Genomic DNA, 20,941 nt, shown 5'->3' with positions numbered 1-20,941 from the left:
GGAACGGGGCCGCCGCGCCTGACGGATGGCGGATTCGCGGCGGTGGAGGCTTGATCGCTAGGCTGGTCGGTGGAGGCGTCCGGGTGCCTGGTGGCCCCCCCGGTCTTCAAAATCGGTGGCGCCGAGCACCTCGGCGCGGCGGGTTCGATTCCCGTCCGCCTCCGCTTCGCAATCCACAGAGAAATCCCGCACACGGTGTCGATCCGGCCGGCGGGTGTTCGACGCGTTGATGAAGGACGGGGCGCACGCCCCTGTTTCACCAACACGGAGGATCGACATGCAGAAGATCACCACATACCTCTGGTTCGACGCCCAGGCCGAGGAGGCCGCCGAGCTCTACACCTCGGTCTTCAAGAACTCACGGATCGTCGAGGTCCAGCGCTACGGCCAGGGCGGCCCCGGCCCCGAGGGCTCGGCCATGATCGTCACGTTCGAGCTGGAGGGGCAGCGGTTCATCGCGCTCAACGGCGGCCCGCAGCACACCTTCACCGAGGCCGTCTCCCTCTACGTCGACTGCTCCTCGCAGGAGGAGGTCGATGAGCTGTGGGACAGGCTGACCGAGGGCGGCGGTGAGGAGGGGCAGTGCGGCTGGCTGAAGGACAGGTACGGGCTGTCCTGGCAGATCATCCCGCGCCAGCTCCAGGAGGCGCTGGGCAACCCCGATCCGGCCAAGGCCCAGCGTGCCATGCACGCGATGCTCGGCATGCGGAAGATCGACATCCAGGGCCTCGTCGACGCCACCGGATAACCGGAGCCTGACCAGGGCCTGATCACGGTTCACACGCGGGTCACCAGGATGCCGTCGTCGTCGCTGTAGAGCTCGGCGCCGGGCACGAAGGTGACGCCGCCGAAGGTAACCGGGACGTCGCGCTCCCCGGTGCCCTCCTTGCCGCCTTTGCGGGGGTTGGAGCCGAGGGCCTTGAGGCCGAGGTCCAGCTCCCGCAGGGCGGCGACGTCGCGGACCGCGCCGTTGACGACCACCCCGGCCCAGCCGCCGGTCACGGCGAGGCCCGCGATGACGTCGCCGACCAGCGCGCGGCGCAGGGAGCCGCCGCCGTCCACGACCAGCACCCGGCCCCGGCCGGGCTCGGACAGCACGGCCTTGAGCAGGGCGTTGTCCTCGTGGCAGCGCACGGTCGTGATCGTGCCGTGGAAGGCGCGCCGCCCGCCGTACTGGCGTAGTTGCAGCTCGCAGGAGCCGAGCTCGTCGCCGCGCTCGTCGTACAGGTCGGCCGTGACGATGTGCATGGTGCGCCTTCCCTCGGCGGAGCGGGAGATCTCCACCTTAGGGGCCGGTGTCGGGGGTGAGGCGGGCGGCTCGGGCATGGAGGGAGCGCTGCCGGCTGACGTTGGTCGTGCGGCGTGGGCCGCAGGCCGTTCGCGCCGGTGTAGGTGAGGGTGACCCGGGGCGACGACCGCGTCAGGTCGCCATCGGGTCAGGTCGCCATCGCGAAGCTGCGGTTCAGGCCGGTGATGTGCAGCAGCCTGGACATGTACGGGCGGGGCTCGGTCAGGGCGAGGACGATGCCCATGGCTCTGGCGCGGTTCTGGATGCCGATCAGGATGGTCAGGCCGGAGGCGTCACAGAAGGACACCTGGGACAGGTCGATGATCAGCGTGTTCGTGCAGGAGCGGAGCGCGTCCAGCAACTGGATGCGAAGCGCCTTGCTGGTGAGGATGTCGATCTCGCCGGACAGGTGGACGATGGTCGGGGCCGAGAGGCCGGCTCTGCCGGCGGGTACGGTTTCGAGCATGGCCATCGGATTTCCTTTGCTGGAGACCCCCGGGCTTCAGCCCTGGAGAGGAAGGCGAATCCGCCGCGAAGCGGCGTGAGAGAAGAAGAGGTGGCCGGGTGCCCGGACCCGGCCATGCAGGCCGGGCGTCGGTGGCGGATGGGCCCCTGCCGGGCGGCGGGTGGTCAGGTGGTCGGGGTCCGAAGAGGGGCCGTACGGCCCGCGAGGTGCCCGCCCTCGTTCTCCCAGCCGGACGGATCGTTCTCGTCCGGCGTGTCGGCGCCCGTCATCACCGGGCGGTGGGCGGTGTCGAGGATGTCGGCCGGATGGAGGCGGGGCGTGCCGCCGGCCGCGAGTTCGAGCGCGGCCGAACCGTTCGGCGCGTCCGGTGGGATGACCAGCAGCGTGATGTACTCGGTGCCCGCGAGGATCAGCGTGATCACGCGGGGGTCGCCGACGCGGAACCAGCCGACCCTGACCTGGCGGCCTCGTGCCGGGACGCGGCGAGGGATGTGGTCCCACGAGTCGAGGTGCAGGCCGACGCGCAGCGTGGTGCGGCCGAGTCGCTGGTCGACGGCGGAGATCAGGCCGGGAAGTTCGGCGGTGGCGTCACGAGAGTAGGGCCACCAGGCCCCGTCCACCATGCTCCTGCGTCCGAGGACGGGATCGAGGCTGACGCGGACCATGGAGTCGGTCGTGGGAATCGCGGTGGCGACGGCGCTCATCGGCTTGAGATGCGAAAGGATCGTTGGCGTCATGATCGCCTGGCCTGTCCAGACCCTCGAAAGGGTCCAAAGCGGTGTATCGCCGCGGGCGACGCCAACCTGAATGCCAACGTACGGAATGTCCTCGGTCCCTTGAGTGTACCCCGCGGAGCGGCGGCCCGCCGTTGGCTGGAGCGCCAGGCTGGACCGGCGGGGCTTCGAAGGCCAGGTCATCCACCTTCACGGACGTTCCATCGCCTTGATGAGGGTGCCGAGTGCCACGCGGGCGAACCCGACGCGGGTGTCGCTCGCCCCGTACGGCAGCCACAGAGCGCCGGCGTGCGGCAGGCCCCCGCAGGAGTAGACGACGTTGGGCACGTAACCTTCGCGTTCGGTGTCGTCGAAGGTGAGAAGCGGGCGGGGGAGTTCGGCGATGACGCGGTGCGGCTGATGCAGGTCGAGAAGCAGCGCTCCGATCGCGTACGCGCGCATGGGACCCACCCCATGGGTCAGCACGAGCCAGCCGAACCGGGTCTCGATCGGGGACCCGCAGTTGCCGGTCTGCGTCAGCTCCCAGCTTCGGCGGGGGATGCGGAGAGGCGCGACCGGTTGCCACCTGCTGTGCCGGTCGAAGGCGGCCAGGCCGATGGTCTCGCCGTCGGAGCGGCACAACGCGAGGATTCGCCCGCCCACAGGACGCGGGAACAGCGCCATGCCCTTGTTGGCGGCGGCGGGACCGTGCAGCGGTGTGATCTCGAACCGGCGGAGGTCGTCGCTGGCGAGCAGGTGTGAGCGGATGCGCCGCCCGTCGTAGGCGGTGTAGGTGGCGCGGTACGACGGCAGGCCGTCTTCGTTGTGCGCCCATACGAACCGGGCGTCCTCCATGCCGTTGCTCTCGGCCGCCGTGGCCGGCCAGAGCACCCGCCGGTGGAGGGGCACGTCGGCGGGGAAGGTGACGGCGTAGGCGGAGCGCGTCGCGCGGCGCAGCTCCTCCAGAGTCCGGTGCGTGGTGGTGCGGGTGAGCAGATCGGTGGGAAGACCGGCGACCGCGTGTTCGAAGTCGTCGTCGTCGAAGTGCTCGGGCAGGGAGTTGAGCACGGTGGCGGAGACCTCGTTGTCGCAGCCCTCGTCGGTGAGCCCGGCGGCGAACAGATCGCGCCGGTGGTGGGTGCCGAGCCGGCGTCCGACGGTCAACGGTCCCGAGCGGTCGACGACGGTGAGGTCGGAGCCGGGCCCGAGCAGTGCCGTGGCGAAGCCGATGGAGGACAGGTGGCCCTCGCCGATCTGCCGGAGGCTGACCACCACACGGAGCTGTCCGGTGTCCAGGCCGGACTGGTCGGGGTGAGGCGCCATGGAGGGATTGCACAGCGCGGCGCCCTCCACGGCGTACTCGTGACTGAAGTAGGCGCCGACGAGCAGCCGAGCCGGGAGCGGGAGGTCGACGTGGCGCCGGACCCGGTGCCGGACCAGGTCATAGTGGTGAGCGAAGGTGGCTTCGAGATCGTGGTGCCGCCCGGCGAATCGCCGCAGCGTGTCCTGGAGCATGCCGGTGGTCTCGTCAGGGCCGAGGAGGCCGATGCGATCGATCAGGGCGGCCGCCCGGCTACGGGTCAGGGCGGCGTCCTCGCCGGGGACGAACAGCTTGATGATCACTCTTCGTGCGTCGGGAGCGAGTGTCGGGCCGAGCCGTGTCGCCAGGTCCCGGCCGGTCATGACTGCCACGAGACGTGCTGCATGGTGGAGATCAGCGCGATGGTCGACTCCGCCCCCTGGTTGAGGTTGGGACCGTGCGCGGTCAGCCCGTCGTACCCGCCTCCGGTCGCCGCGTCCCACATCGGCGCGCCGGCGTCGTTCGCGCCCTGGAACCAGGCCACCGGCCGCCGCAGACGCTCCTGCCAGAGCGGGTCGCCGGTGACGGCCGCCGCGGTGGCGCAGGCGTCGGCGAGCGCGGCGACCTCGATCGGCTGCTGGTCGTAGCGTTCGCGCGGCGCGCCCCGCCGCCAGCCGGCGACGGGGACGACCGTGAGCCGGCCGTCCCTCGTCTGGACGTCGCACAGCCAGTCGAGCATCCGCAGGCCGCCGGTGAGCGACTGCCGGTCGCCGCCCAGGTGCCCGGCGGCGATGAGCACCTCGGCCAGGGCGGCGTTGGCATAGGTCAGGTACGGCTGCGGCCACGGCCAGCCGGGGTCCTCCGCGGGAGTGCCGATCATCCGGGCGGCGTCCGTCAGCAGGGCGGCGGCCACGCTGTCGTCCGGATGGACGCGCAGGATCTCGGCGGCGCCGAGCCCCGCGAACGCCATGGAACGCGGATGCGGTGACCGCTGCGCGGCGCCGAGGGCGAAGGCGAGCCGAGCCTCCGCCCGGATCCAGGGGGCGCAGCCGCGGGCCGCCGCGGTGCCCAGCCCCCACAGCGCTCGTCCCCACCAGTCGCCGACGCCGGGCCGGTCGCTCCAGCGCCGATCGAAGCCGAGCCGGTTGCGGAACCCGCCGGAGCCGTCCTGGGCGTGGGTGAGGAAGGCCAGATAGCACTCGGCCAGCCGTCGCACTCGGGGGGCCGGGGCCGGCTCCCGGCTGGTGACGACGAGCCCGCGCGCGACGTCGTCGGTGCAGTAACCGTGCTCACGGCGTACGACGGCGTGCCGGGCGTGTTCGTACAGGCCGGTGTCGTCGCTCAGCCGGATCAGGTGCCCGAAGCCGGGTAGAGCGCCGTTCATGGCAGCGCCGCCGCCACGGCGACGGGGCGTACGGCGAGGAGGGACCTGGCCAGGGCGTGATAACGGGTCGCGACCGCCGGCCACAACAGCGCCGGGACCAGCGCGTGGGTCCGGGCGGCGAGTTCCCCGGCCAGGCCGGGCTCGGTGATGACGCGGCGGATGGCGGCGGCCAGCGCGACGGGATCGCCATGCGGGACGAGCAGCCCCGGCCCGCCGGAGAGCAGTTCCACGGCGTGCGGGAAGGAGGTGGCGACGACCGGCACGCCGGCGGCCACGGCCTCGATCAGCACGCCGGAGGTGACCTGCTCAGGTGAGTCGTAGGGGAGTACGACGATGTCGGCCGAGCGGACCAGCCGCCGCAGTGAGGCCTCGTCCCGGTAGAGGGGGTCGAACCGTACGGCGCCGGAGATGCCGAGTCGTTCGCTGATCTCGAACAGGCTGTCGCGGTAGGCCTCCCCCTGGAGTTCCAGCACCTTGGGGTGGGTCTTCCCGGCAACGGTGTAGGCAGGAGGCGGTGTGAGGTCCGTCAGGAGAGCGAGCGCCCGCAACGCCCACTCGATGCCCTTGCCGGGGCCGAGTAGTCCCCAGGTGAGCAGGTGCGGCCGGAGGCGCCGCCGCGCCCGGACTCGCGTGTGGTCGGGCGCGCCGTGCGGGATGACGGACACCTTGCCGGCGTCGACGTGGTAGCCGGCCAGCAGCCGGTCGCGGGCGGTTCCGGTCATGGTCACGATCGCGTCCGCGGCGGCCACGATCTGTTCGAGCAGCGCTCTCTGCGCCGCGGTGGGCTCGGTCAGGACGGTGTGCAGGACCACGATGACGGGCACGGTCAGGCTGCGGATCAGCGGCAGGACGTCACGGCCGTCCGCGCCGGGGTAGATGCCGTATTCGTGCTGGACGATGGCCACGTCGAAGACGCCGAGGGCGGAGGCGGCGGCCTGCCAGCCGCCGGGCCCGCCGGGAGCCCACGTGTGCACGACCTCGGGAAGAGGTCGTAGGTCATCGCCTTCCGCGGCGACCCGGACGATGCCGCCGGACGTGCCTGCCCTGGTGAGGTGGGCGGCCAGGGCGGAGTTGAAGGTGGCGAGTCCGCACTGGGTCGGCGGATGGGTGCTGAGAAAGCCGTATGTGCAGGCCAACAGTCATGCCTTCCGGTATTCGGCCGCCCCGGAAACGCGGTGCGGCCTCACGCGGTGAAGACGTCCATCAGGCAGCGTGTGCGCGGATGGACCTGAGCCTGGCACCGGGGCCGCCCTCGTGCGGGCCCGGCGTAGCGACCCGTTGCCGACGGCAGGGCCTATATCACCTGAACGGTATCAGGCTCCTGTCTCGCCAATATGGCGTGGTAGATCCGGAGATAGTCGGTCACCATCCGGTCGACGCCGAACCTGCGCTCGGCCTGGGCCCGGCAGCCCGCCCGGTCGATCGTGGCGATGCGCGCCACCGCGGAGACCGCTTCGTCGAGGGAATCCGTCAGAAAGCCCGTCACACCGGGATCCACGACCTCGGCCATGGAACCGCGCCGGTAGGCGATGACGGGCGTGCCGCAGGCCATCGACTCCACCACCGACAGGCCGAACGGTTCGTCGAACGTGATGGGATGCAGCAGGGCGAGGGCGTCACCGAGGATCTCGCCACGCCGCTCCGGCCCCACCGAACCGAGGAACACGACCTGCCCGCCGTCGACGTGCGGCGCGACCTGCTCATCGAAGTAGCGCTCATCCTGGACGATCCCGCAGATCGTCAGGGGTAGCCCGGCCCGTCGTGCGATCTCGATCGCGGTGTGGGTCCCCTTGTCGGGATGGATCCGGCCGAAGACCACGAGCCGGCGCCCGCCGACGGGGTCGAAGGGCAGGGACGCCAGGTCGACGCCGTGATGCACCGTGGCGACGTAGTCGAGCTCCGGGGCGCGGTCGGCGTCGGAGATGGACACGTAGGCGGACCCGGCCCGCGCGTAGGCCGGCAGGATCCCCGCTCCGGAGAACCCGTGAACCGTGGTGAGCAGCGGGGCTCGGCAGTGGCCGGCGAAAGCCAGGGGCAGCCAGTCGAGATGGCTGTGGACGAGATCGAACTCACCCGACCGGCTCAGCGCGTGGGCGACGTGCATCGCCTCCCACACCCGGCCATCGAGGGACGGGTCGTCGGCGTAACCGTGCGGGCACACGCCGTCGAGCGATCCGGAGGTGATCGAGTCGAGGGTGGCGAACAGTGTCACGTCGATCCCCCGGGCGACCAGCCCCTCGGCCAGCAGGCTCGTGACCTGCTCCCAGGGGCCGTAGTGGCGAGGAGGGGTCCGCCAGGCGACCGGCCCCAGCAGTGCCACCTTCACGAAGCGGGATTCCGGAACGGTCCGGGGTCTTTCGTACGGCTCATCGCGCACCTCCTGGTGTGCCGGCCATGTTCGGACACTACACGGGCCGGGCGGCCACGGTTCCGGGGGCGCCTGCCGGGCAGAGTCCGGATGTGAACGACGTCTGGGACCTGGTGGTGGTGGGCGGCGGGCCGGCCGGGGCGGCGGCGGCCCTGCGCGCGGCGCAACTCCGGCCGGACGGGCGGATCCTCCTGCTCGACAAGGCCGACTTCCCCCGTGACAAGGCCTGCGGCGACGGCATCGCGGCCCACGGCCGTGACGAGCTGGCCCTGCTCGGCCTGCCCGGTCTGCTCGACGACTACCGGCCCACCTCCCGCCTCACGGTCGTCGCCCCCGGCGGCACGCGGGTGTCGGCCACGGCGGCGCGGCCCAACCACGTGGTCCCGAGAATGGTGTTCGACGCCCGCCTCGTCGAGGCCGCCCGGGCCCGGGGCGTCGAGGTGCGCCGTCACCGCGTCCGCGCGCTCGCGGAGAGCGGCCCGCACGTCGTGATCGACGGCTGCCTGACGGCCCGCGTCGTGGTCGCCGCCGACGGGGCCAACTCGGCCGTGCGCCGCCTCATCGGGTTGCCGGCCTCTCCCGACCGGCACACCGCCATCGCCGTACGCGGCTACTCCGACGTCGCCGGATCCGACGACGTGCAGCTCATCGCCATGCAGAAGGAGGGCTGGCCGGCCTACGCCTGGTCGTTTCCCATCGGCGACGGCACCGCCAACGTCGGCTTCGGGATGCTCCTGCCCCGGCTGCACGCCACGGGGCTGCCGGGCCGGGAGGTGCTGCACGGGCGGCTCGCCCGCCTGCTGCCCGACCAGCCCGCCCGCGACCTGCGCGCCCACCACCTGCCGCTGTCGTCCGGCCGGCCGAAGGCCGGGGCCGGGCGGGTGATGCTGGCCGGCGACGCCGCGAGCCTCATCAACCCGCTCACCGGCGAAGGCATTTACTACGCCCTGCTGTCGGGCCGGCTCGCCGGCGAGGCGGCCGTCCAGGCGGCCGACGACCCGCTGCCTGCCTACCTGCGCAAGCTGCGAGCGGCCCTCGGGAGCCATCTGCGCACCACCGACGTGCTCGCCCGGCTCGCCCAGTCGCCCGGTTTCATCGACGCCGCCATCGGCACGGCCGCGCACCGCGAGGAGATGTTCGACGTGCTCGTCGACGTGGGCCTCGGCGCGGGACTCGTGCCCCTTCCGATCGCCCTGGCAGTAGGCCGCCGCTGGCTCCGCGACGCGTTCACCTGACCGTCCGTCGGCGGTCGGTCCGGGTGTCGTCAGGCGGGCGTCCGGTGTCGTCAGGAGGTGAGGGCGGCGCCGTTGCCCAGCAGGAGGGCGACGTCCACCGCGGCCACGGCGATGGCCGCGGCGAAGGGGGCTCGCGGGAAGCGGCCGTGCAGCAGCAGCCCGGCGCCGGACAGAGCAGCGGCGGCGGCCAGGGCGAGCCACCCCGCCGTGCCGGGACCACTGGGTGGGGCGAGGACGAGCAGGAACGACGCGGCCAGCAGCGGGAGCGGGGCCAGCAGCCGGGCCCGCACCGGGCCGAGCCGCTGCGGCCAGCCGCGCACCCCGGCGGCCAGGTCGGAGGGGATGTCCGGGAGCGTGTTGGCCAGGTGGGCGCCGCACCCGAGCAGGGCCGCGGCCAGGACCGACCACCACGCCGGCCACGGCCGCTCCGGCAGGCCGAGCGTCACGAAGGCCGGAAGCGACCCGAACCCCACCGCGTACGGGACCCACGACAGGACGGTGGCCTTGAGCCCGAGGTCGTAGGCCCAGGCGGCGCCCACACCGGCGAGGTGGACGAGCCCCGCGGCCGGACCGGACGCCAGGGAGAGCGGCACGCAGGCGATCAGGGCGGCGACGGCGGCGATCCACACGGTCCGCGCGCTCACCGCGCCGGCCACGACCGGTTTGCCGGTCCGCGCGGCCGTCGTGTCGAGCCCGGCGTCGACCGCGTCGTTGCACCAGCCGACCGACAGCTGGCCGGTGAGGACGGCCGCGGCGACCAGCGCGACCCCGCCCGCGTCACGCCCGACGGCCATCGCCAGCGCCGTGACCAGGGCGGTGACCGCGAGGGTGGGGCCGGGATGGCAGGCGCGCGCGAGCCCGCCGACCGTCTGAAGGAGGCTCGACGCCCTGTCCGCCACAGCCACGATCGTAGATCCCGGCGGCCATTCCCACCCGCAGGTGGCTTAGCCAGTGCTGGGGCGGGAAGCGTCCCGGAGGTCGGAACCGTTCGGCGCCACGTGCCGGGGAGAGGCTAGATGACACGTATTACAGCCGTTCGCACTACTTTTCCCCCGAACCGTTACCCTCAGGCCGAGCTCACCGACATGGCGGCGCGGCTGTGCCTGCCTGAGGGCGCCGATCGCCGCCTCCTCGACCGCCTGCATCGGAGCGCACAGGTGGAGTTCCGCAACCTCGCGCTGCCGATCGAGCAGTACGACAAGCTCGACGGTTTCGGCGCGGCCAACGACGCCTTCATCTCGACCGCCGTCGACCTCGGCGCCGAGTGCGTGACCGCCGCGGTGGAGGCCGCCGGGCTGACCCCGGCCGACGTGGACATGATCATGTTCACCTCGGTCACCGGCATCGCCGCCCCCTCGGTGGACGCCCGGCTGGTCGAGCGGCTGGGGCTGCGGCCCGACGTCAAACGGGTGCCCGTCTTCGGGCTGGGCTGCGTCGCGGGGGCCGCGGGCATCGCCCGGCTCTACGACTACCTGCGCGGCTGGCCCGACCACGTGGCCGTGCTGCTGTCGGTCGAGCTGTGCTCCCTCACCGTGCAGCGCGGCGACGTCTCACCGGCCAACCTGGTGGCGAGCGCGCTCTTCGGCGACGGAGCGGCCGCCGTGGTCGCCTGCGGCGAAGGCAGGCGGCCGGGGGCGGGGCCGGCGGCGGGGCCGGGCGGCACCGTGCTCGCCACCCGCAGCCACCTGTATCCCGGCTCCGGGCACGTCATGGGATGGCAGGTGCGCGACACCGGGTTCGGCGTGCTGCTCGACGCGAGCGTGCCCGACGTCGTCCGGCGCCACCTGGCCGACGACGTGCACGGCTTCCTCGCCGACCACGGCCTGACGGCCCGGGACATCACCGCCTGGGTGTGCCATCCGGGCGGACCGAAGGTCCTGGAGGCCGTGGCCGAGACGCTCGCGCTGCCGGCGGGGGCGCTCGACCTGACCTGGCGTTCGCTGGCCGCCAACGGCAACCTGTCGTCGGCCTCGGTGCTCCACGTGCTGGGCGACACGCTCGCGCTCCGGCCACCCGAGCCCGGGACGTACGGCCTGCTGGTCGCGATGGGCCCCGGCTTCTGCTCCGAACTCGTCCTGCTGCGCTGGTGACCGGCATGTCCTGGTATCTGGTCCTCATTCTGCTCATCGGGCTGGAACGCCTCGCCGAACTGGTCATCGCCCGGCGCAACGCCCGGTGGAGCCTGGAACGCGGCGGCGTCGTCAGCGGTCAGGGCCACTATCCGTGGATGGTGGTGTTGCACACCGGCCTGCTGGCCGGCGCCCCGCTGGAGGTCGCGCTGGCCGACCGGCCCTTCCTGCCGGCGCTCGGCTGGCCGATGCTGGCCCTGGTCGTGGCGGCCCAGGCGCTGCGCTGGTGGTGCGTCGCCACGCTCGGCCGGCGCTGGAACACCCAGGTCATCGTGGTGCCCGGCCTGCCGCTGGTGACCGGGGGCCCCTACCGCCACGGCTGGCTGCGCCATCCCAACTACGTCGCGGTGGTCGTGGAGGGGTTCGCGCTACCCCTGGTGCACACCGCGTGGGTCACCGCGGTCGTGTTCACCGTGCTCAACGCGGTGCTGCTGACCATCCGCGTCAGGTGCGAGAACACCGCCCTCGCCGCGGCGGGAGCCGGGTCGTGATCGACGTCCTCGTCGCCGGGGGCGGACCCGCCGGGCTGGCGACCGCGATCCACGCCGCGCTGGCCGGGATGCGGGCGGTGGTGGTCGAGCCCCGCCCCGCGCCGGTGGACAAGGCCTGCGGCGAGGGCCTGATGCCCGGTGGGGTGGCCGCCCTGGTGGCGATGGGCGTACAGGCGCCAGGGGTGCCTCTGCGCGGCATCCACTACCTCGACGGCCGGCACCAGGCGCGGGCCGCCTTCCGTCACGAGACGGGCATGGGCGTGCGGCGCACCGCGCTGCACGCGGCGCTGGCGAGGCGGGCGGCGGAGCTGGGCGTCGAGACGGTCACCGGCCGGATCGCCGCAGCCCACCAGGGCGGCGCCTGGGTGGAGGCCGCCGGGCTGCGGGCCCGCTGGCTCGTCGCGGCCGATGGCCTGCACTCGCCGCTGCGCCGCTCGCTGGGTCTCGGCCTGCCCGATCGCGGCCCCCGCAGGTACGGCCTGCGCAGGCACTACCGGCTGGCGCCGTGGACCGACTTCGTCGAGGTGCACTGGTCGGGCCGCGGCGAGGCGTACGTGACGCCGGTGGGCGACGAGCTCGTCGGCGTGGCGATCCTCAGCGCGCGGCGCTGCGACTACCAGGAGCACCTCGGCGGCTTCCCGAGCCTGCTCGCCCGCCTCGACGGCGCGCCCGCGACCGCCGTGCGCGGCGCCGGGCCGCTGCGCCAGCGCGTGCGGGCCCGGGTCGCCGGGCGCGTGCTGCTGGTCGGCGACGCCGCCGGCTACACCGACGCGCTCACCGGGGAGGGGATCTCACTGGCGGTGCAGTGCGCCCGCGCCCTGGTGGGCTGCCTCCAGCGGGACCGGCCACAGGACTACGAAGGGGCCTGGCGCCGGCTGTCGCTGGCGCACCGGGTGCTCACCGGCGCGCTGGTGCGGGCAGCCCACCGGCCGGCGACGGCCCGCCTCGTCGTGCCCGCCGCGCAACGCCTGCCGGGACTCTTCACGACCGTGGTGCGCGCTCTCGCCTGAGGGAGTTTCCGGGCGTGCGTGTCCGTCGACCGGGCACGCGGTGATGGCCGCCGGGCCGGGCACGGCCGCGCACGGCTGGGAGCGCCGTCGCTCAGTGGCCGCCGGCCACGGGGAACCCGAGGTCTCAGAGCCTGAACAGCTTGTTGTAGGGGGCGATGATGCGGTGTGTCTCGGCGCCGAAGTCTACGAGCACGGCGACATCCTCCTCGACCCCGATGACCAGGCCGAGACCGTACTTGTCGTGACTGACCCGGTCCTGCAGCACGAACTGCTCGACCGGTGGCGGAGGGACCACAGGGACGTTGAAGGGACTTCCGGGCAGAGGGCGCCGGGCCGCGGCTTTTCTGGGCTTCACTGGTATCAGTATGCGCCCCTCGGACCCGTGAGTCGAACTCCGCCCCCCGGTCACCGGCACGGCGGCGATCCTCGCGGTGGTCACGTCCTGGTGAGGGTCCAGGTGCCGTCGGTTGTGATCGTTACCAGAGAGGTCCCGGCCGGCAGCGGTACTTCGCCGTGGTACGTCCCGATCTCGTGCACCAGGATGCCGCGTGAGCCGTCCCCGTAGGCGTGGACGGTGACGTTGCCGCTGCCCGCGTGTTCGATCCTGACCGTGGTGGGGCCGGAGCTCGCGGGCGACAGCGTCAGCACCTCGTCGCCCCGGCCGGACACCGGGCCGCCCGTCCACGCGCGGGCCAGCGTGACCGGCTTGAGGGCGAGCGTCCAGGCGCCGTCGGCCTTGATCGCGAAGCCGTGCAGCACCTTCCCGTCGTGCCCGTTCACGAGGACCGTGCCCTGGTAGCCGCCGACGGCGTGCACGATCGGCGGCTGCTCGGGGCCGTTGCGGACGAGGGGGCGCACGATGAAGGGGGACGTGCCCTGGTGGGTGAGCGAGGCGAGGAACATGACCTCGGTGGTCTGGAGCAGGACGAGGTCGTCGCCGGCGCCGCTGTAGGTGCGCATGTCCGCCTCCGGGGGAGGCGAGATCCGCTCCGCCGCCGGAGCGCGCGTGGGCGTCTCGGTGGCCGGCTGGACCGGGCCGTGTCCCGGCTGCGAAACAAGGGGAAGCGTGTCGCGCGCGGCCGGGCCGCCGTCGCTCGCGCGGGTGATCGCGGCGACGACCGCCAGGAAGAGGAACGCGCTCACGATGCCGATCGCGACCTTCACCCCGGTGCGCCTGCCTCCGGGCGGCTGTGGATAGCCGTGGCCGGGTGGGGGAGGGCCCAGGGGAGGATGCCCGCCGCCTGAGGGAGGACCGTGGCCGAGCGACATGGCGGCTCCTTGGAAAGGGTGACCACAGATGGACGCGCCGGGACACGCGTTGGTTGGCGTTACGCGAGCGGCCTGCGTTCCTGAAGCACGGCAAGGTACGTGGGAGGGTGATGAGATCAGTGGAGGGTGGAACATGCGGAAATATGTGATCATGGGCGTGCAGGGGAGCGGCAAGGGCACGCAGAGCACGCTGCTCGCCGGCGATCTCGACCTCGTGCACATCAGCGTCGGCGACATCTTCCGCTGGCACGTGAAGCACCACACCAAGCTCGGCGCGCAGGTCCGCCGCCTCGTGGCCGCCGGCGAGCTCGTGGGAGACGACCTGGTCGAGAAGGTCGTCCGGGACCGGCTACAGCAGCACGACTGGAACTACGGGTTCGTCATCGACGGCTTCCCGCGCAGCCGGGGCCAGGCGGAGTTCTTCCTGGAGAGCTACGACATCGACGGCGTGATCTACCTCGAACTGCCCGACGAGGAGGTACGGCGCAGGGTCCTCGCCCGGCGGCTGTGCTCGCGCTGCGGCATGGACTACAACCTGATCGCGGACCGTCCCGAGACCGAGGGCGTCTGCGACGTCTGCGGCGGCGAGCTCGTCACCCGCGCCGACGACACTCCCGAGGCGCTGACCAGGCGGTTGCGCGAATACCACGACAAGATCGACCCGGTCGTGGAGCTGTTCCGCCGCAAGGAGTACGTCATGACGATCGACGCCCGCGCGGACAAGATCACCATCCAGCGGATGATCCGCGCCCGCTTCGGCCTCCCCCCGTACGACCCCGGCACACCGGACGAGCCGCTGACATCGCCGGACTCCGCGACACCATCGCGTGCCAAGGCGCCCGACGGCTCCGAGACCCCGGCCGGCTCCGAGACCCCGGCCGGCTCCGAGACCTCGGCCGGCTCCGAGACCTCGGCCGGCTCCGGGACGCGTGACGGCTCCGGGACGACGGGTGGGGTCAGGGCGCCGGGAGACTGACGGGCTCGCTCCCCTGTGTGAGCGGCCACGGTGTCCGCTCGGCCAGGGCCTTGATCGTGGTGAGCTGCTTCCGGACGTTGAGGAAGTTGCCCGCGTGCGACAGCAGCAGATAGACCAGCCCGAGCACACCCGGCCGGCACAGCACCCGGTGCCGGAACAGCAGCCGGGTGCGTGAGCCCTCGCCCGCCAGGACGATCGCCCACGTCTCGGTGACGTGGAAGGCGTGGACGGCCAGCACGATCGCCCGGCCGGGCTCCACCTGCTCGACCAGGTAGCCGGTGCCGCTGCCGGTCGGCAGCAGGTCGCCCACCTTGAGCCGCTGCAGCCCGGGGATGATCCGGTCGGCGCTCGGGCCGCCGTCGTCGGCGAGGTCGTAGCCGTACCAACCGGCCCGGGGAGAGTCGCCCATCTGCGCCAGCCACGGCCAGACGGCCTCGGGCGGCGCGTCGATCGTGATGGCGCGGGTCGCCCGGATGTGCGGCTGGGGCACGATGGCGTCTCCCGGGAACGGCCGGCGAACCTCGTCGCGGGTGGCTCCCCAGCGCAGCAACCTCGGGCGGACGAACAGCAGGTACGCGGCCAGCGACGCCGCTCCGGCGAGCGCCACTCGTGGCCATCCGCGTATGTCACGACTCTCCATGCCCCTATGTCATCACCCGCGGGCGGGCGGACGGCAGTGCCGAAGGTCCAGGTCGCGTCGGCCTTTGGTCCTATTCCGGTCCGCCCGCGCGGCGCCGGGACGAAAGTCCCTCCCGGTGAGGAGGGACGACCCTGACCGCCGTCCTCGCGGCGCCCGATCGTAAGGGGCAGGGAGGCGATCGTCATGCGAGAAGAGCTGGGAGTCGTGATCGGGGTCGACCGCTCGCCGTCGAGCAGGCGGGCCCTGCGCTGGGCCGCCGCCGAAGCCGAGGCCAGGAAACTGCCCCTCACCGTGTGCCACGCCTGGGAGTGGCCCTACCACGAGTGGCCGGGCGAGGTCGTGCCGTTTGAACTGGCCCGCCGCCCCGCCGCGCGCCTGCTCGACCTGGCCGCCGCTTGGGCCCGGCGCCATCACCCCGGGGTGCCGGTCAACACCGTGCTCGAACGCGGCGCGGCGGCCGCCCTGCTGATCGACCTGTCCCGTACGGCCGACCTGGTCGTGGTCGGCAGCCGTGGCTACCGCGGCTTAGCCGGCCTGCTGGCGGGATCGGTCAGCACCCAGGTCGCCACCCGCGTGGCCTGCCCCGTGATCGTCGTGCGCGGCGAGGTGGATCCGGCCCGCGACGTGGTCGTGGGCTTCGACGGGTCACCGGCGGCGATGGGCGCCCTGCGGTTCGCCGCGCACCAGGCGCATCTGCGGGAGGTGGGGCTGCGGGTGGTCGTCGCCCGCCGTGACCGTGGCGAGGAGGCCGGCCAGGAGGATCAGCGGGCCCGCGCCGACGACCGGGCAAGGGACGAGCTGGTGCTGCTGAAGCGCGACCATCCCGGCCTGGAGGCCGAGGTCGAGCTGGTCAACGAGCCCGCCCGCGAGGCGCTGACGGCGGCGGCGGAGAAGGCGAGCCTGCTCGTGGTCGGGCCGCGTGGGCTCGCCGGGTCGCGCGGGGTAGGCGGAGTGCGCGGCCTGCTGCTCGGCTCGATCAGCCAGGCCATGATCCAGCACGCGCCGTGCCCGGTCGCCGTCGTCCACCGCACCTGACGGCCGAAGCGGGCCCGGCCGCGATCCGTGGACGGCCGATGTCGGCGGGGATGGCGATCGTCCCTGGTCACGGGCATCAGAGTCCTTGGGTGTCTTCCGGACTGAGGGGCAGGGGGAGAGAGTGAAGCACTTCTGGCTGACGGCCTTTCTCGGAGGGACCATCGCGGCTCTGGTGGCCGGAGCCGTGCTGCACCTGGCCGGCCACCCGGAGGCCGGGGACGCCTGCTGGATGGCGGGCACCGTCGTGGCGGTGCCGCCCGCCGCGTGGTGGGTGATCTCCGCGCTCCGCGCGAGACAGCTCGGCGTGGACGCGATCGCGGTGCTGGCACTGGTCGGGACGCTGGCCGTACAGCAGTACGCGGCCGGCGCGGTGATCGCGGTGATGCTGGCGACCGGCCGCGCGCTGGAGGACTACGCGATGCGGCGGGCCGGTCGCGACCTCACCGCGCTGTACGAGCGCGCGCCCCGCTCGGCGCACCGCTACGGGGACGGCGGCCCGCACGTGGTGCCCGTGGGAGAGGTACGCCGCGGCGACCTGCTGCTGGTGCCGCCGGGCGAGCTGGTGCCGGTGGACGGCGTGGTCGAACGGGCCACGGCGGTCCTGGACGAGTCGGCGCTGACGGGCGAGTCGCTCCCGGTGGAGTACGGCGAGGGGCAGAGCGTGCGCAGCGGCGTCGTCAACGCCGGCCACGCGTTCGACCTGCGGGCGACCGGCACGGTCGAGGAGAGCACCTACACGGGAGTGGTCAGGCTGGCTCGCGAGACCGAGGCCGGCACCGCGCCGGTGGTGCGGCTGGCCGACCGGTTCGCCGCCTGGTTCCTGCCGGCCACGCTGCTGATCGCCGGCCTGGCCTGGGCGCTGTCGGGTGAGCCGGTGCGGGCGGTGGCCGTGCTGGTGGTGGCCACGCCCTGCCCGCTGCTGCTGGCCGCGCCCGCCGCGATCGCCTCCGGAATGTCACGAACGGCCCGTCACGGCGTCGTGGTCAAGGGCGGAGCGGCGCTGGAGACCCTCGGCCGGGCCCGCACCCTCGTACTGGACAAGACGGGCACCCTGACCGAGGGACGGCCCGAGGTGGTCGACGCGGTGGCCGCCGGGGAGTACACGTCGGCGGACGTGCTGGGGCTGGCGGCGGCGGTCGACCAGATGTCGTCACACGTGCTGGCGGCGGCCATCGTGCGCGCGGCCCGCCGGCGCGGTGTCGAGCTGCCCGCGGCCAGGGAGGTGCGCGAGCGGGCCGGGGTCGGCACGACCGGGGTGGTCGACGGGCGCAAGGTGAGCGTCGGCAAGGCTCCGCCCGGCCTCTCCACGCCCTGGATGGCCGCCGCGCGGGCCAGGGCGGCCCTGGACAGCGCGATGACCGTCTGGGTGTGCGTCGACGATGACGTCGCCGGGGTGATCCTGCTGCGTGACGCGGTGCGCGCCGACGCGGCCCGGACGCTGCGCAGGCTGCGGACGGCCGGCATCGAGCGCGTGGTCATGCTCACGGGGGATCGCGCGGAGGTCGCCGAGAGCGTCGCGGGGATCCTCGGCATCGATCGCGTGCTGGCCGAGCGCAGCCCCGCCGAGAAGGTGGTGGGGGTACGCGAGGAGGCCGAGCGGGCGGTGACCGTGATGGTGGGCGACGGGATCAACGACGCCCCCGCGCTGGCCGCCGCCCAGGTCGGCGTGGCCATGGGAGCCCGAGGGTCGGCGGCGTCGGCGCAGGCGGCCGACGTGGTGCTGACCGCCGACCGGCTCGACCGGCTGGCCGACGCGATGGACGTGGCCCGCCGCACCCGCCGCATCGCCGTGCAGAGCGCCGGCGTCGGCATCGGCATGTCGCTCGCCGCCATGGTCGTGGCCGCCTTCGGCTACCTGCCGCCGGTCGCGGGCGCCTTCCTGCAGGAGGGCATCGACGTCGCGGTCATCGTCAACGCGCTGCGCGCCCTGCGTCCCGTGCAGGGCACGCGGTTGCGGGTGGACGAGGCCACCGGCGAGCTGCTGCAGCGCTTCGACCAGGAACACGCCGGCCTGCGGCCCGTGCTCGACCTGCTGCGCGAGACGGCCGACGCGCTCGACCGGCCGGGGCCGGAGTCCCTGGCCATGCTCCAGCGCGCCTACCGGCTCCTCACCGAGGAGGTCCTCCCGCACGAGCAGGAGGAGGACACCCGCCTGTATCCGGCGCTGAGCAGGCTGCTCGGAGACCCGGAGGCGACGGTCACCATGAGCAGGGCCCACGCGGAGATCATCCGGCTGACCAACCGGCTGGGCGCCCACCTGCGTCTCGCCCGCGACCACGGGCCGATCCCCGAGCAGCTCGACGACCTGCGCGCCTGCCTGTACGGGCTGCACGCGGTGCTGACCCTGCACTTCGCGCAGGAGGAGGAGGCCTACTTCTCGCTCACCGGCGGCGAGCCGGCCTAGCGACGAGCGCCCACGGGATGCGCTCTCCGGCCGCGGCACCCTGTCGGGACGGCAGACCTACGGCTGTGACGGGAGAGGCCGGGCGGCCTCCTGCTCCCCGAAGGTGATCACCATGTATCTGCCGTTGGTGTAGCTGACCACGGACCGTCCGAGCGCGTCACTCACCCTGCGGGCGACCCTCTGGAACAGCTCCACCAGCTCCGGCGTGTCAGCACTCACCCTGAAGCGTCCGTTGTCGAGGAGCTGCTGGGCGACCAGGGGGGCGAAGTTGGCCTCGCCCCGATTCTTCTCCTCCGCGCTGAGCGGGGTGCGCCGGAGCGCCGGCTGGGCGCCTGTGAAGTGGCTCATCCGGCTGATCCTGCCATTCCCGCACCTGGAACGGGGCGGTTGAGGACCAATGGCCCGCGAATCGGTGACTTCGTCCCCGCGTGCCGGGTCGTTCACCTGGCAAGGCTCAAGGTGAGGAGGTTGTCATGACTGGACGGATCGTGGTCGGCGTGGACGGGTCCGCGTCGGCGGCAGCGGCGGTGGAATGGGCGGCCGGCGACGCCCGGCGGCGTGGCAAGGCCCTGCGGCTCGTGCACGTCTGCGAGAAGTGGGCGCGCGGCCTGGGCGGCACCCAGTACTGCGCCGGGATGCTGGAGGGCGCCCAGGACCGGGCGCGCGAGATGGCCCCGGACGTCGAGCTGAGCACCGAGATCCTGACCGGGAACGCGGTCGACGCGCTGATCGGCGAATCGGTGGCGGCCGATTCGGTGGTGCTCGGCAGCCGGGGGCTCGGCGGGTTCGCCGGGATGGTGCTCGGGTCGGTCGGCATGGGCGTCGCCGCGCACGGCGAAGGGCCCGTGGTGGTGGTGCGTTCGGCCACGGGCGGCCGGCACGGCCGGATCGTCGTGGGCTACGACGGGTCGGAGCCCTCCCGCGCCGCCATGGCCTACGCCGTCGAGCAGGCTCGCGCCCGCGACGCCGAGCTCCTGGTCGTCTACGGCTGGCGGCTGCCGCTGTTCTCGCCGTACGCCGCCGCGTACGGCAGCCTGCTGGAGGAGGCGTACCAGGAGGAGGTACGGGCCGCCCGCGAGCGGGTGGTGCCCTGGCGGGAGCGGAACCCTGACGTCCGGATCCTCGACGAGGAGGTGGGCGAGCACCCGGTGGCCGCTCTGACGAAGGCCGCGGAGTCCGCCGACCTGGTGGTGGTCGGCACGCGCGGGCGGGGCGGCTTCGCCTCGGCGGTGCTCGGCTCGGTCAGCCACGGTGTCCTGCACCACGTGCACTGCCCGGTGGCCGTCGTACGGCCCCGCGTGCAGGCGCACGAGGGCCGGCTCCGCGAGGAATAGGCACAGGGAACGGACGAAGGGAGCAGGACATGCGGTGGAATGAGATGTCCAAGGAACGGCAGTTCGTCATGCTGACGCTGATCTCCACCGAGATCGCGCTCACCGCGACCGCCGTCGTCGATCTGTGGTTCCGTCCCCGGGACCAGGTCCGGGGGCGGAAGGAGCTGTGGTGGCCCGCCATCTTCGTTCAGCCGGTGGGTCCGGTCGCCTACCTGTTCTGGGGGAGGAGACGGCCCTCAGCAGAGTGACCTCCCGCGATCGCCGCGCAGGACTGACGAAAGTCCTGGGCGCGGGGGAGCAACGGCCCTACCGGCCCCCTTCCGCCGCGCGCGACCATACGGGCATGAGGCTTCGTCGCATCGTCGTCGGCACCGACGGCACTCCGCAGTCCGAGACCGCGCTCGTGTGGGCGGCCGACGAGGCGGTCCGCCGCCAGGCCGAGCTGGTGATCGTCCACGCGTGGGGCGCGCCGGCCGAGCACCACGCGCCCTACGCGCGCTACACCTGGCATCGTGACCTGTCCTTCCAGCGGTCGCGCGCGTCCGCCGCTCTCGACCGCGCGGTCGCGGCGGTCCACGACGCGCGTCCCGGCCTGTCCGTACGCCCCGAGCTCGTCAGGGGACGGCCGGAGGTCGTGCTGGCGGGCGGCGCCGAGGGAGCCGAACTGCTCGTGCTCGGCTCGGCCGCGAACCAGGCTGGAGACGGGCACCTCGGCCCGGTGCTGCTGGCGTGCCTGCGCCGGCCGCCGTGCCCGGTGGTCGTGGTGCCTCCGGTGCCGGCCGTCGTCTCCCGGCTGCCGGAGGTGACGCTCGTCGGCTCGGCCTGACAGGCGATCGAGCGCCGCGGGGCAAGCCCGGGAGCGGTGGTCGAGCGCCGCGGGGCAAGCCCGGGAGGGGGGG

At 73.3% G+C, this 20,941-nt stretch carries 23 protein-coding genes and 1 tRNA gene; 12 read left to right on the top strand and 12 right to left on the bottom strand.

Translation table 11 applies throughout. The features are described from left to right. Nucleotides 1-71 precede the first annotated feature (71 nt). Together AC5L3X_RS11585 and AC5L3X_RS11580 are read left to right on the top strand one after the other, a co-directional pair. Nucleotides 72-165: transfer RNA gene (locus AC5L3X_RS11585), tRNA-Sec, on the top strand. 112 nt (nt 166-277) lie between these two features. Next, nucleotides 278-748 carry a VOC family protein gene (locus tag AC5L3X_RS11580; protein ID WP_494856899.1) on the top strand — a complete coding sequence of 157 codons (471 nt, stop codon included), beginning with the start codon at nt 278-280 and terminating at the stop codon, nt 746-748. 29 nt (nt 749-777) lie between these two features. Here the strand turns inward: AC5L3X_RS11580 and rraA are convergent, their stop codons facing one another. From rraA to AC5L3X_RS11545, 7 genes are all read right to left on the bottom strand, one after another. Further along, nucleotides 778-1,248: a ribonuclease E activity regulator RraA gene (rraA, locus tag AC5L3X_RS11575; protein WP_494856898.1), complete on the bottom strand. Its 471-nt coding sequence runs from the start codon at nt 1,246-1,248 to the stop codon at nt 778-780. A gap of 188 nt (nt 1,249-1,436) precedes the next feature. After that, nucleotides 1,437-1,760, bottom strand: a complete 324-nt coding sequence (locus AC5L3X_RS11570; RefSeq protein ID WP_494856897.1) for an STAS domain-containing protein — start codon at nt 1,758-1,760, stop codon at nt 1,437-1,439. Between the two features lie 158 nt (nt 1,761-1,918). Beyond that, nucleotides 1,919-2,458: a DUF5994 family protein gene (locus tag AC5L3X_RS11565; RefSeq protein ID WP_494856896.1), complete on the bottom strand. Its 540-nt coding sequence runs from the start codon at nt 2,456-2,458 to the stop codon at nt 1,919-1,921. A gap of 219 nt (nt 2,459-2,677) precedes the next feature. Beyond that, complete coding sequence (locus tag AC5L3X_RS11560) at nt 2,678-4,150, bottom strand: glycoside hydrolase family 130 protein (RefSeq protein WP_494856895.1); 1,473 nt, start codon at nt 4,148-4,150, stop codon at nt 2,678-2,680. Further along, nucleotides 4,147-5,151, bottom strand: coding sequence for a glycosyltransferase (locus AC5L3X_RS11555; RefSeq protein ID WP_494856894.1), 1,005 nt, complete (start codon nt 5,149-5,151; stop codon nt 4,147-4,149). Before AC5L3X_RS11555 ends, AC5L3X_RS11560 begins: the two co-directional genes overlap by 4 nt. Next, nucleotides 5,148-6,287 (bottom strand): glycosyltransferase, encoded by a 1,140-nt coding sequence (locus AC5L3X_RS11550; RefSeq protein WP_494856893.1) that lies wholly within the window; start codon nt 6,285-6,287, stop codon nt 5,148-5,150. Before AC5L3X_RS11550 ends, AC5L3X_RS11555 begins: the two co-directional genes overlap by 4 nt. Before the next feature lie 158 nt (nt 6,288-6,445). After that, entirely contained in the window at nt 6,446-7,477 is a 1,032-nt protein-coding gene (locus AC5L3X_RS11545) for a glycosyltransferase family 4 protein (RefSeq protein WP_494856891.1), read from the bottom strand. A 134-nt stretch (nt 7,478-7,611) separates the two neighbouring features. Here AC5L3X_RS11545 and AC5L3X_RS11540 point away from each other — a divergent pair, with 134 nt between their 5' ends. Beyond that, the gene (locus tag AC5L3X_RS11540) at nt 7,612-8,754 is read left to right on the top strand and encodes an NAD(P)/FAD-dependent oxidoreductase (RefSeq protein ID WP_494856890.1); all 1,143 of its coding nucleotides are present in this window, start codon (nt 7,612-7,614) and stop codon (nt 8,752-8,754) included. Between the two features lie 50 nt (nt 8,755-8,804). Here the strand turns inward: AC5L3X_RS11540 and AC5L3X_RS11535 are convergent, their stop codons facing one another. Further along, a complete protein-coding gene (locus AC5L3X_RS11535; RefSeq protein ID WP_494856888.1) occupies nt 8,805-9,653 on the bottom strand; it encodes a UbiA family prenyltransferase in 849 nt (282 codons plus the stop codon). 117 nt (nt 9,654-9,770) lie between these two features. On the opposite strand from AC5L3X_RS11535, the gene AC5L3X_RS11530 reads away from it, so the two are divergent. Genes AC5L3X_RS11530 through AC5L3X_RS11520 form a run of 3 tightly spaced genes read left to right on the top strand, consistent with a single transcriptional unit; the run spans nt 9,771 to nt 12,384 of the window. Next, nucleotides 9,771-10,844, top strand: coding sequence for a type III polyketide synthase (locus tag AC5L3X_RS11530; RefSeq protein WP_494856887.1), 1,074 nt, complete (start codon nt 9,771-9,773; stop codon nt 10,842-10,844). A 5-nt stretch (nt 10,845-10,849) separates the two neighbouring features. Then, on the top strand, nt 10,850-11,374 hold the full coding sequence (locus tag AC5L3X_RS11525; protein ID WP_494856885.1) for an isoprenylcysteine carboxyl methyltransferase family protein: 525 nt from the start codon (nt 10,850-10,852) through the stop codon (nt 11,372-11,374). After that, entirely contained in the window at nt 11,371-12,384 is a 1,014-nt protein-coding gene (locus tag AC5L3X_RS11520; RefSeq protein WP_494856884.1) for an NAD(P)/FAD-dependent oxidoreductase, read from the top strand. The genes AC5L3X_RS11525 and AC5L3X_RS11520 overlap by 4 nt, the downstream gene beginning before the upstream one ends. 124 nt (nt 12,385-12,508) lie before the next feature. On the opposite strand, the gene AC5L3X_RS11515 is transcribed toward AC5L3X_RS11520, so the two are convergent. Together AC5L3X_RS11515 and AC5L3X_RS11510 are read right to left on the bottom strand one after the other, a co-directional pair. Next, a complete protein-coding gene (locus AC5L3X_RS11515; protein WP_225262594.1) occupies nt 12,509-12,679 on the bottom strand; it encodes a hypothetical protein in 171 nt (56 codons plus the stop codon). A gap of 140 nt (nt 12,680-12,819) precedes the next feature. After that, complete coding sequence (locus tag AC5L3X_RS11510; RefSeq protein WP_494856883.1) at nt 12,820-13,653, bottom strand: hypothetical protein; 834 nt, start codon at nt 13,651-13,653, stop codon at nt 12,820-12,822. 133 nt (nt 13,654-13,786) lie between these two features. Here AC5L3X_RS11510 and AC5L3X_RS11505 point away from each other — a divergent pair, with 133 nt between their 5' ends. Next, complete coding sequence (locus AC5L3X_RS11505) at nt 13,787-14,629, top strand: adenylate kinase family protein (RefSeq protein WP_494856881.1); 843 nt, start codon at nt 13,787-13,789, stop codon at nt 14,627-14,629. Here AC5L3X_RS11505 and AC5L3X_RS11500 read toward each other — a convergent pair. Next, nucleotides 14,610-15,269, bottom strand: a complete 660-nt coding sequence (locus AC5L3X_RS11500) for an SRPBCC family protein (RefSeq protein ID WP_189123859.1) — start codon at nt 15,267-15,269, stop codon at nt 14,610-14,612. The two genes, AC5L3X_RS11505 and AC5L3X_RS11500, sit on opposite strands and share 20 nt — an antisense overlap. A gap of 183 nt (nt 15,270-15,452) precedes the next feature. Between AC5L3X_RS11500 and AC5L3X_RS11495 the strand changes: the two genes are divergently transcribed. Next, nucleotides 15,453-16,304: a universal stress protein gene (locus AC5L3X_RS11495; protein WP_494856879.1), complete on the top strand. Its 852-nt coding sequence runs from the start codon at nt 15,453-15,455 to the stop codon at nt 16,302-16,304. A gap of 121 nt (nt 16,305-16,425) precedes the next feature. Continuing rightward, nucleotides 16,426-18,708 carry a heavy metal translocating P-type ATPase gene (locus AC5L3X_RS11490; RefSeq protein WP_494856878.1) on the top strand — a complete coding sequence of 761 codons (2,283 nt, stop codon included), beginning with the start codon at nt 16,426-16,428 and terminating at the stop codon, nt 18,706-18,708. A 57-nt stretch (nt 18,709-18,765) separates the two neighbouring features. Here the strand turns inward: AC5L3X_RS11490 and AC5L3X_RS11485 are convergent, their stop codons facing one another. Next, nucleotides 18,766-19,056: a hypothetical protein gene (locus tag AC5L3X_RS11485; protein ID WP_189123861.1), complete on the bottom strand. Its 291-nt coding sequence runs from the start codon at nt 19,054-19,056 to the stop codon at nt 18,766-18,768. A 125-nt stretch (nt 19,057-19,181) separates the two neighbouring features. Between AC5L3X_RS11485 and AC5L3X_RS11480 the strand changes: the two genes are divergently transcribed. The 3 genes from AC5L3X_RS11480 to AC5L3X_RS11470 all read left to right on the top strand — a co-directional run bounded on the left by AC5L3X_RS11480 (nt 19,182) and on the right by AC5L3X_RS11470 (nt 20,868). Continuing rightward, on the top strand, nt 19,182-20,042 hold the full coding sequence (locus AC5L3X_RS11480; protein ID WP_494856876.1) for a universal stress protein: 861 nt from the start codon (nt 19,182-19,184) through the stop codon (nt 20,040-20,042). Nucleotides 20,043-20,071: 29 nt separating this feature from the next. Next, on the top strand, nt 20,072-20,290 hold the full coding sequence (locus AC5L3X_RS11475) for a PLD nuclease N-terminal domain-containing protein (RefSeq protein WP_189123863.1): 219 nt from the start codon (nt 20,072-20,074) through the stop codon (nt 20,288-20,290). Between the two features lie 95 nt (nt 20,291-20,385). Beyond that, complete coding sequence (locus AC5L3X_RS11470; RefSeq protein WP_494856875.1) at nt 20,386-20,868, top strand: universal stress protein; 483 nt, start codon at nt 20,386-20,388, stop codon at nt 20,866-20,868. Nucleotides 20,869-20,941: the final 73 nt, after the last annotated feature.

It is taken from the genome of Nonomuraea sp. CX421, assembly GCF_059358955.1.
This window is presented reverse-complemented; position numbering and strand designations above follow the sequence as displayed.

Excerpts from the sequence above, each read along its gene's own strand:
- AC5L3X_RS11530 (WP_494856887.1), top strand. The coding sequence starts at position 9,771 with ATGACACGTATTACAGCCGTTCGCACTACTTTTCCCCCGAACCGTTAC.
- AC5L3X_RS11565 (WP_494856896.1), bottom strand. The coding sequence starts at position 2,458 with ATGAGCGCCGTCGCCACCGCGATTCCCACGACCGACTCCATGGTCCGC.
- AC5L3X_RS11505 (WP_494856881.1), top strand. The coding sequence starts at position 13,787 with ATGCGGAAATATGTGATCATGGGCGTGCAGGGGAGCGGCAAGGGCACG.
- AC5L3X_RS11570 (WP_494856897.1), bottom strand. The coding sequence starts at position 1,760 with ATGGCCATGCTCGAAACCGTACCCGCCGGCAGAGCCGGCCTCTCGGCC.
- AC5L3X_RS11475 (WP_189123863.1), top strand. The coding sequence starts at position 20,072 with ATGCGGTGGAATGAGATGTCCAAGGAACGGCAGTTCGTCATGCTGACG.
- AC5L3X_RS11480 (WP_494856876.1), top strand. The coding sequence starts at position 19,182 with ATGACTGGACGGATCGTGGTCGGCGTGGACGGGTCCGCGTCGGCGGCA.
- AC5L3X_RS11495 (WP_494856879.1), top strand. The coding sequence starts at position 15,453 with ATGCGAGAAGAGCTGGGAGTCGTGATCGGGGTCGACCGCTCGCCGTCG.
- AC5L3X_RS11525 (WP_494856885.1), top strand. The coding sequence starts at position 10,850 with ATGTCCTGGTATCTGGTCCTCATTCTGCTCATCGGGCTGGAACGCCTC.
- AC5L3X_RS11510 (WP_494856883.1), bottom strand. The coding sequence starts at position 13,653 with ATGTCGCTCGGCCACGGTCCTCCCTCAGGCGGCGGGCATCCTCCCCTG.
- AC5L3X_RS11485 (WP_189123861.1), bottom strand. The coding sequence starts at position 19,056 with ATGAGCCACTTCACAGGCGCCCAGCCGGCGCTCCGGCGCACCCCGCTC.
- AC5L3X_RS11470 (WP_494856875.1), top strand. The coding sequence starts at position 20,386 with ATGAGGCTTCGTCGCATCGTCGTCGGCACCGACGGCACTCCGCAGTCC.
- AC5L3X_RS11555 (WP_494856894.1), bottom strand. The coding sequence starts at position 5,151 with ATGAACGGCGCTCTACCCGGCTTCGGGCACCTGATCCGGCTGAGCGAC.
- AC5L3X_RS11580 (WP_494856899.1), top strand. The coding sequence starts at position 278 with ATGCAGAAGATCACCACATACCTCTGGTTCGACGCCCAGGCCGAGGAG.
- AC5L3X_RS11500 (WP_189123859.1), bottom strand. The coding sequence starts at position 15,269 with ATGGAGAGTCGTGACATACGCGGATGGCCACGAGTGGCGCTCGCCGGA.
- AC5L3X_RS11560 (WP_494856895.1), bottom strand. The coding sequence starts at position 4,150 with ATGACCGGCCGGGACCTGGCGACACGGCTCGGCCCGACACTCGCTCCC.
- rraA (WP_494856898.1), bottom strand. The coding sequence starts at position 1,248 with ATGCACATCGTCACGGCCGACCTGTACGACGAGCGCGGCGACGAGCTC.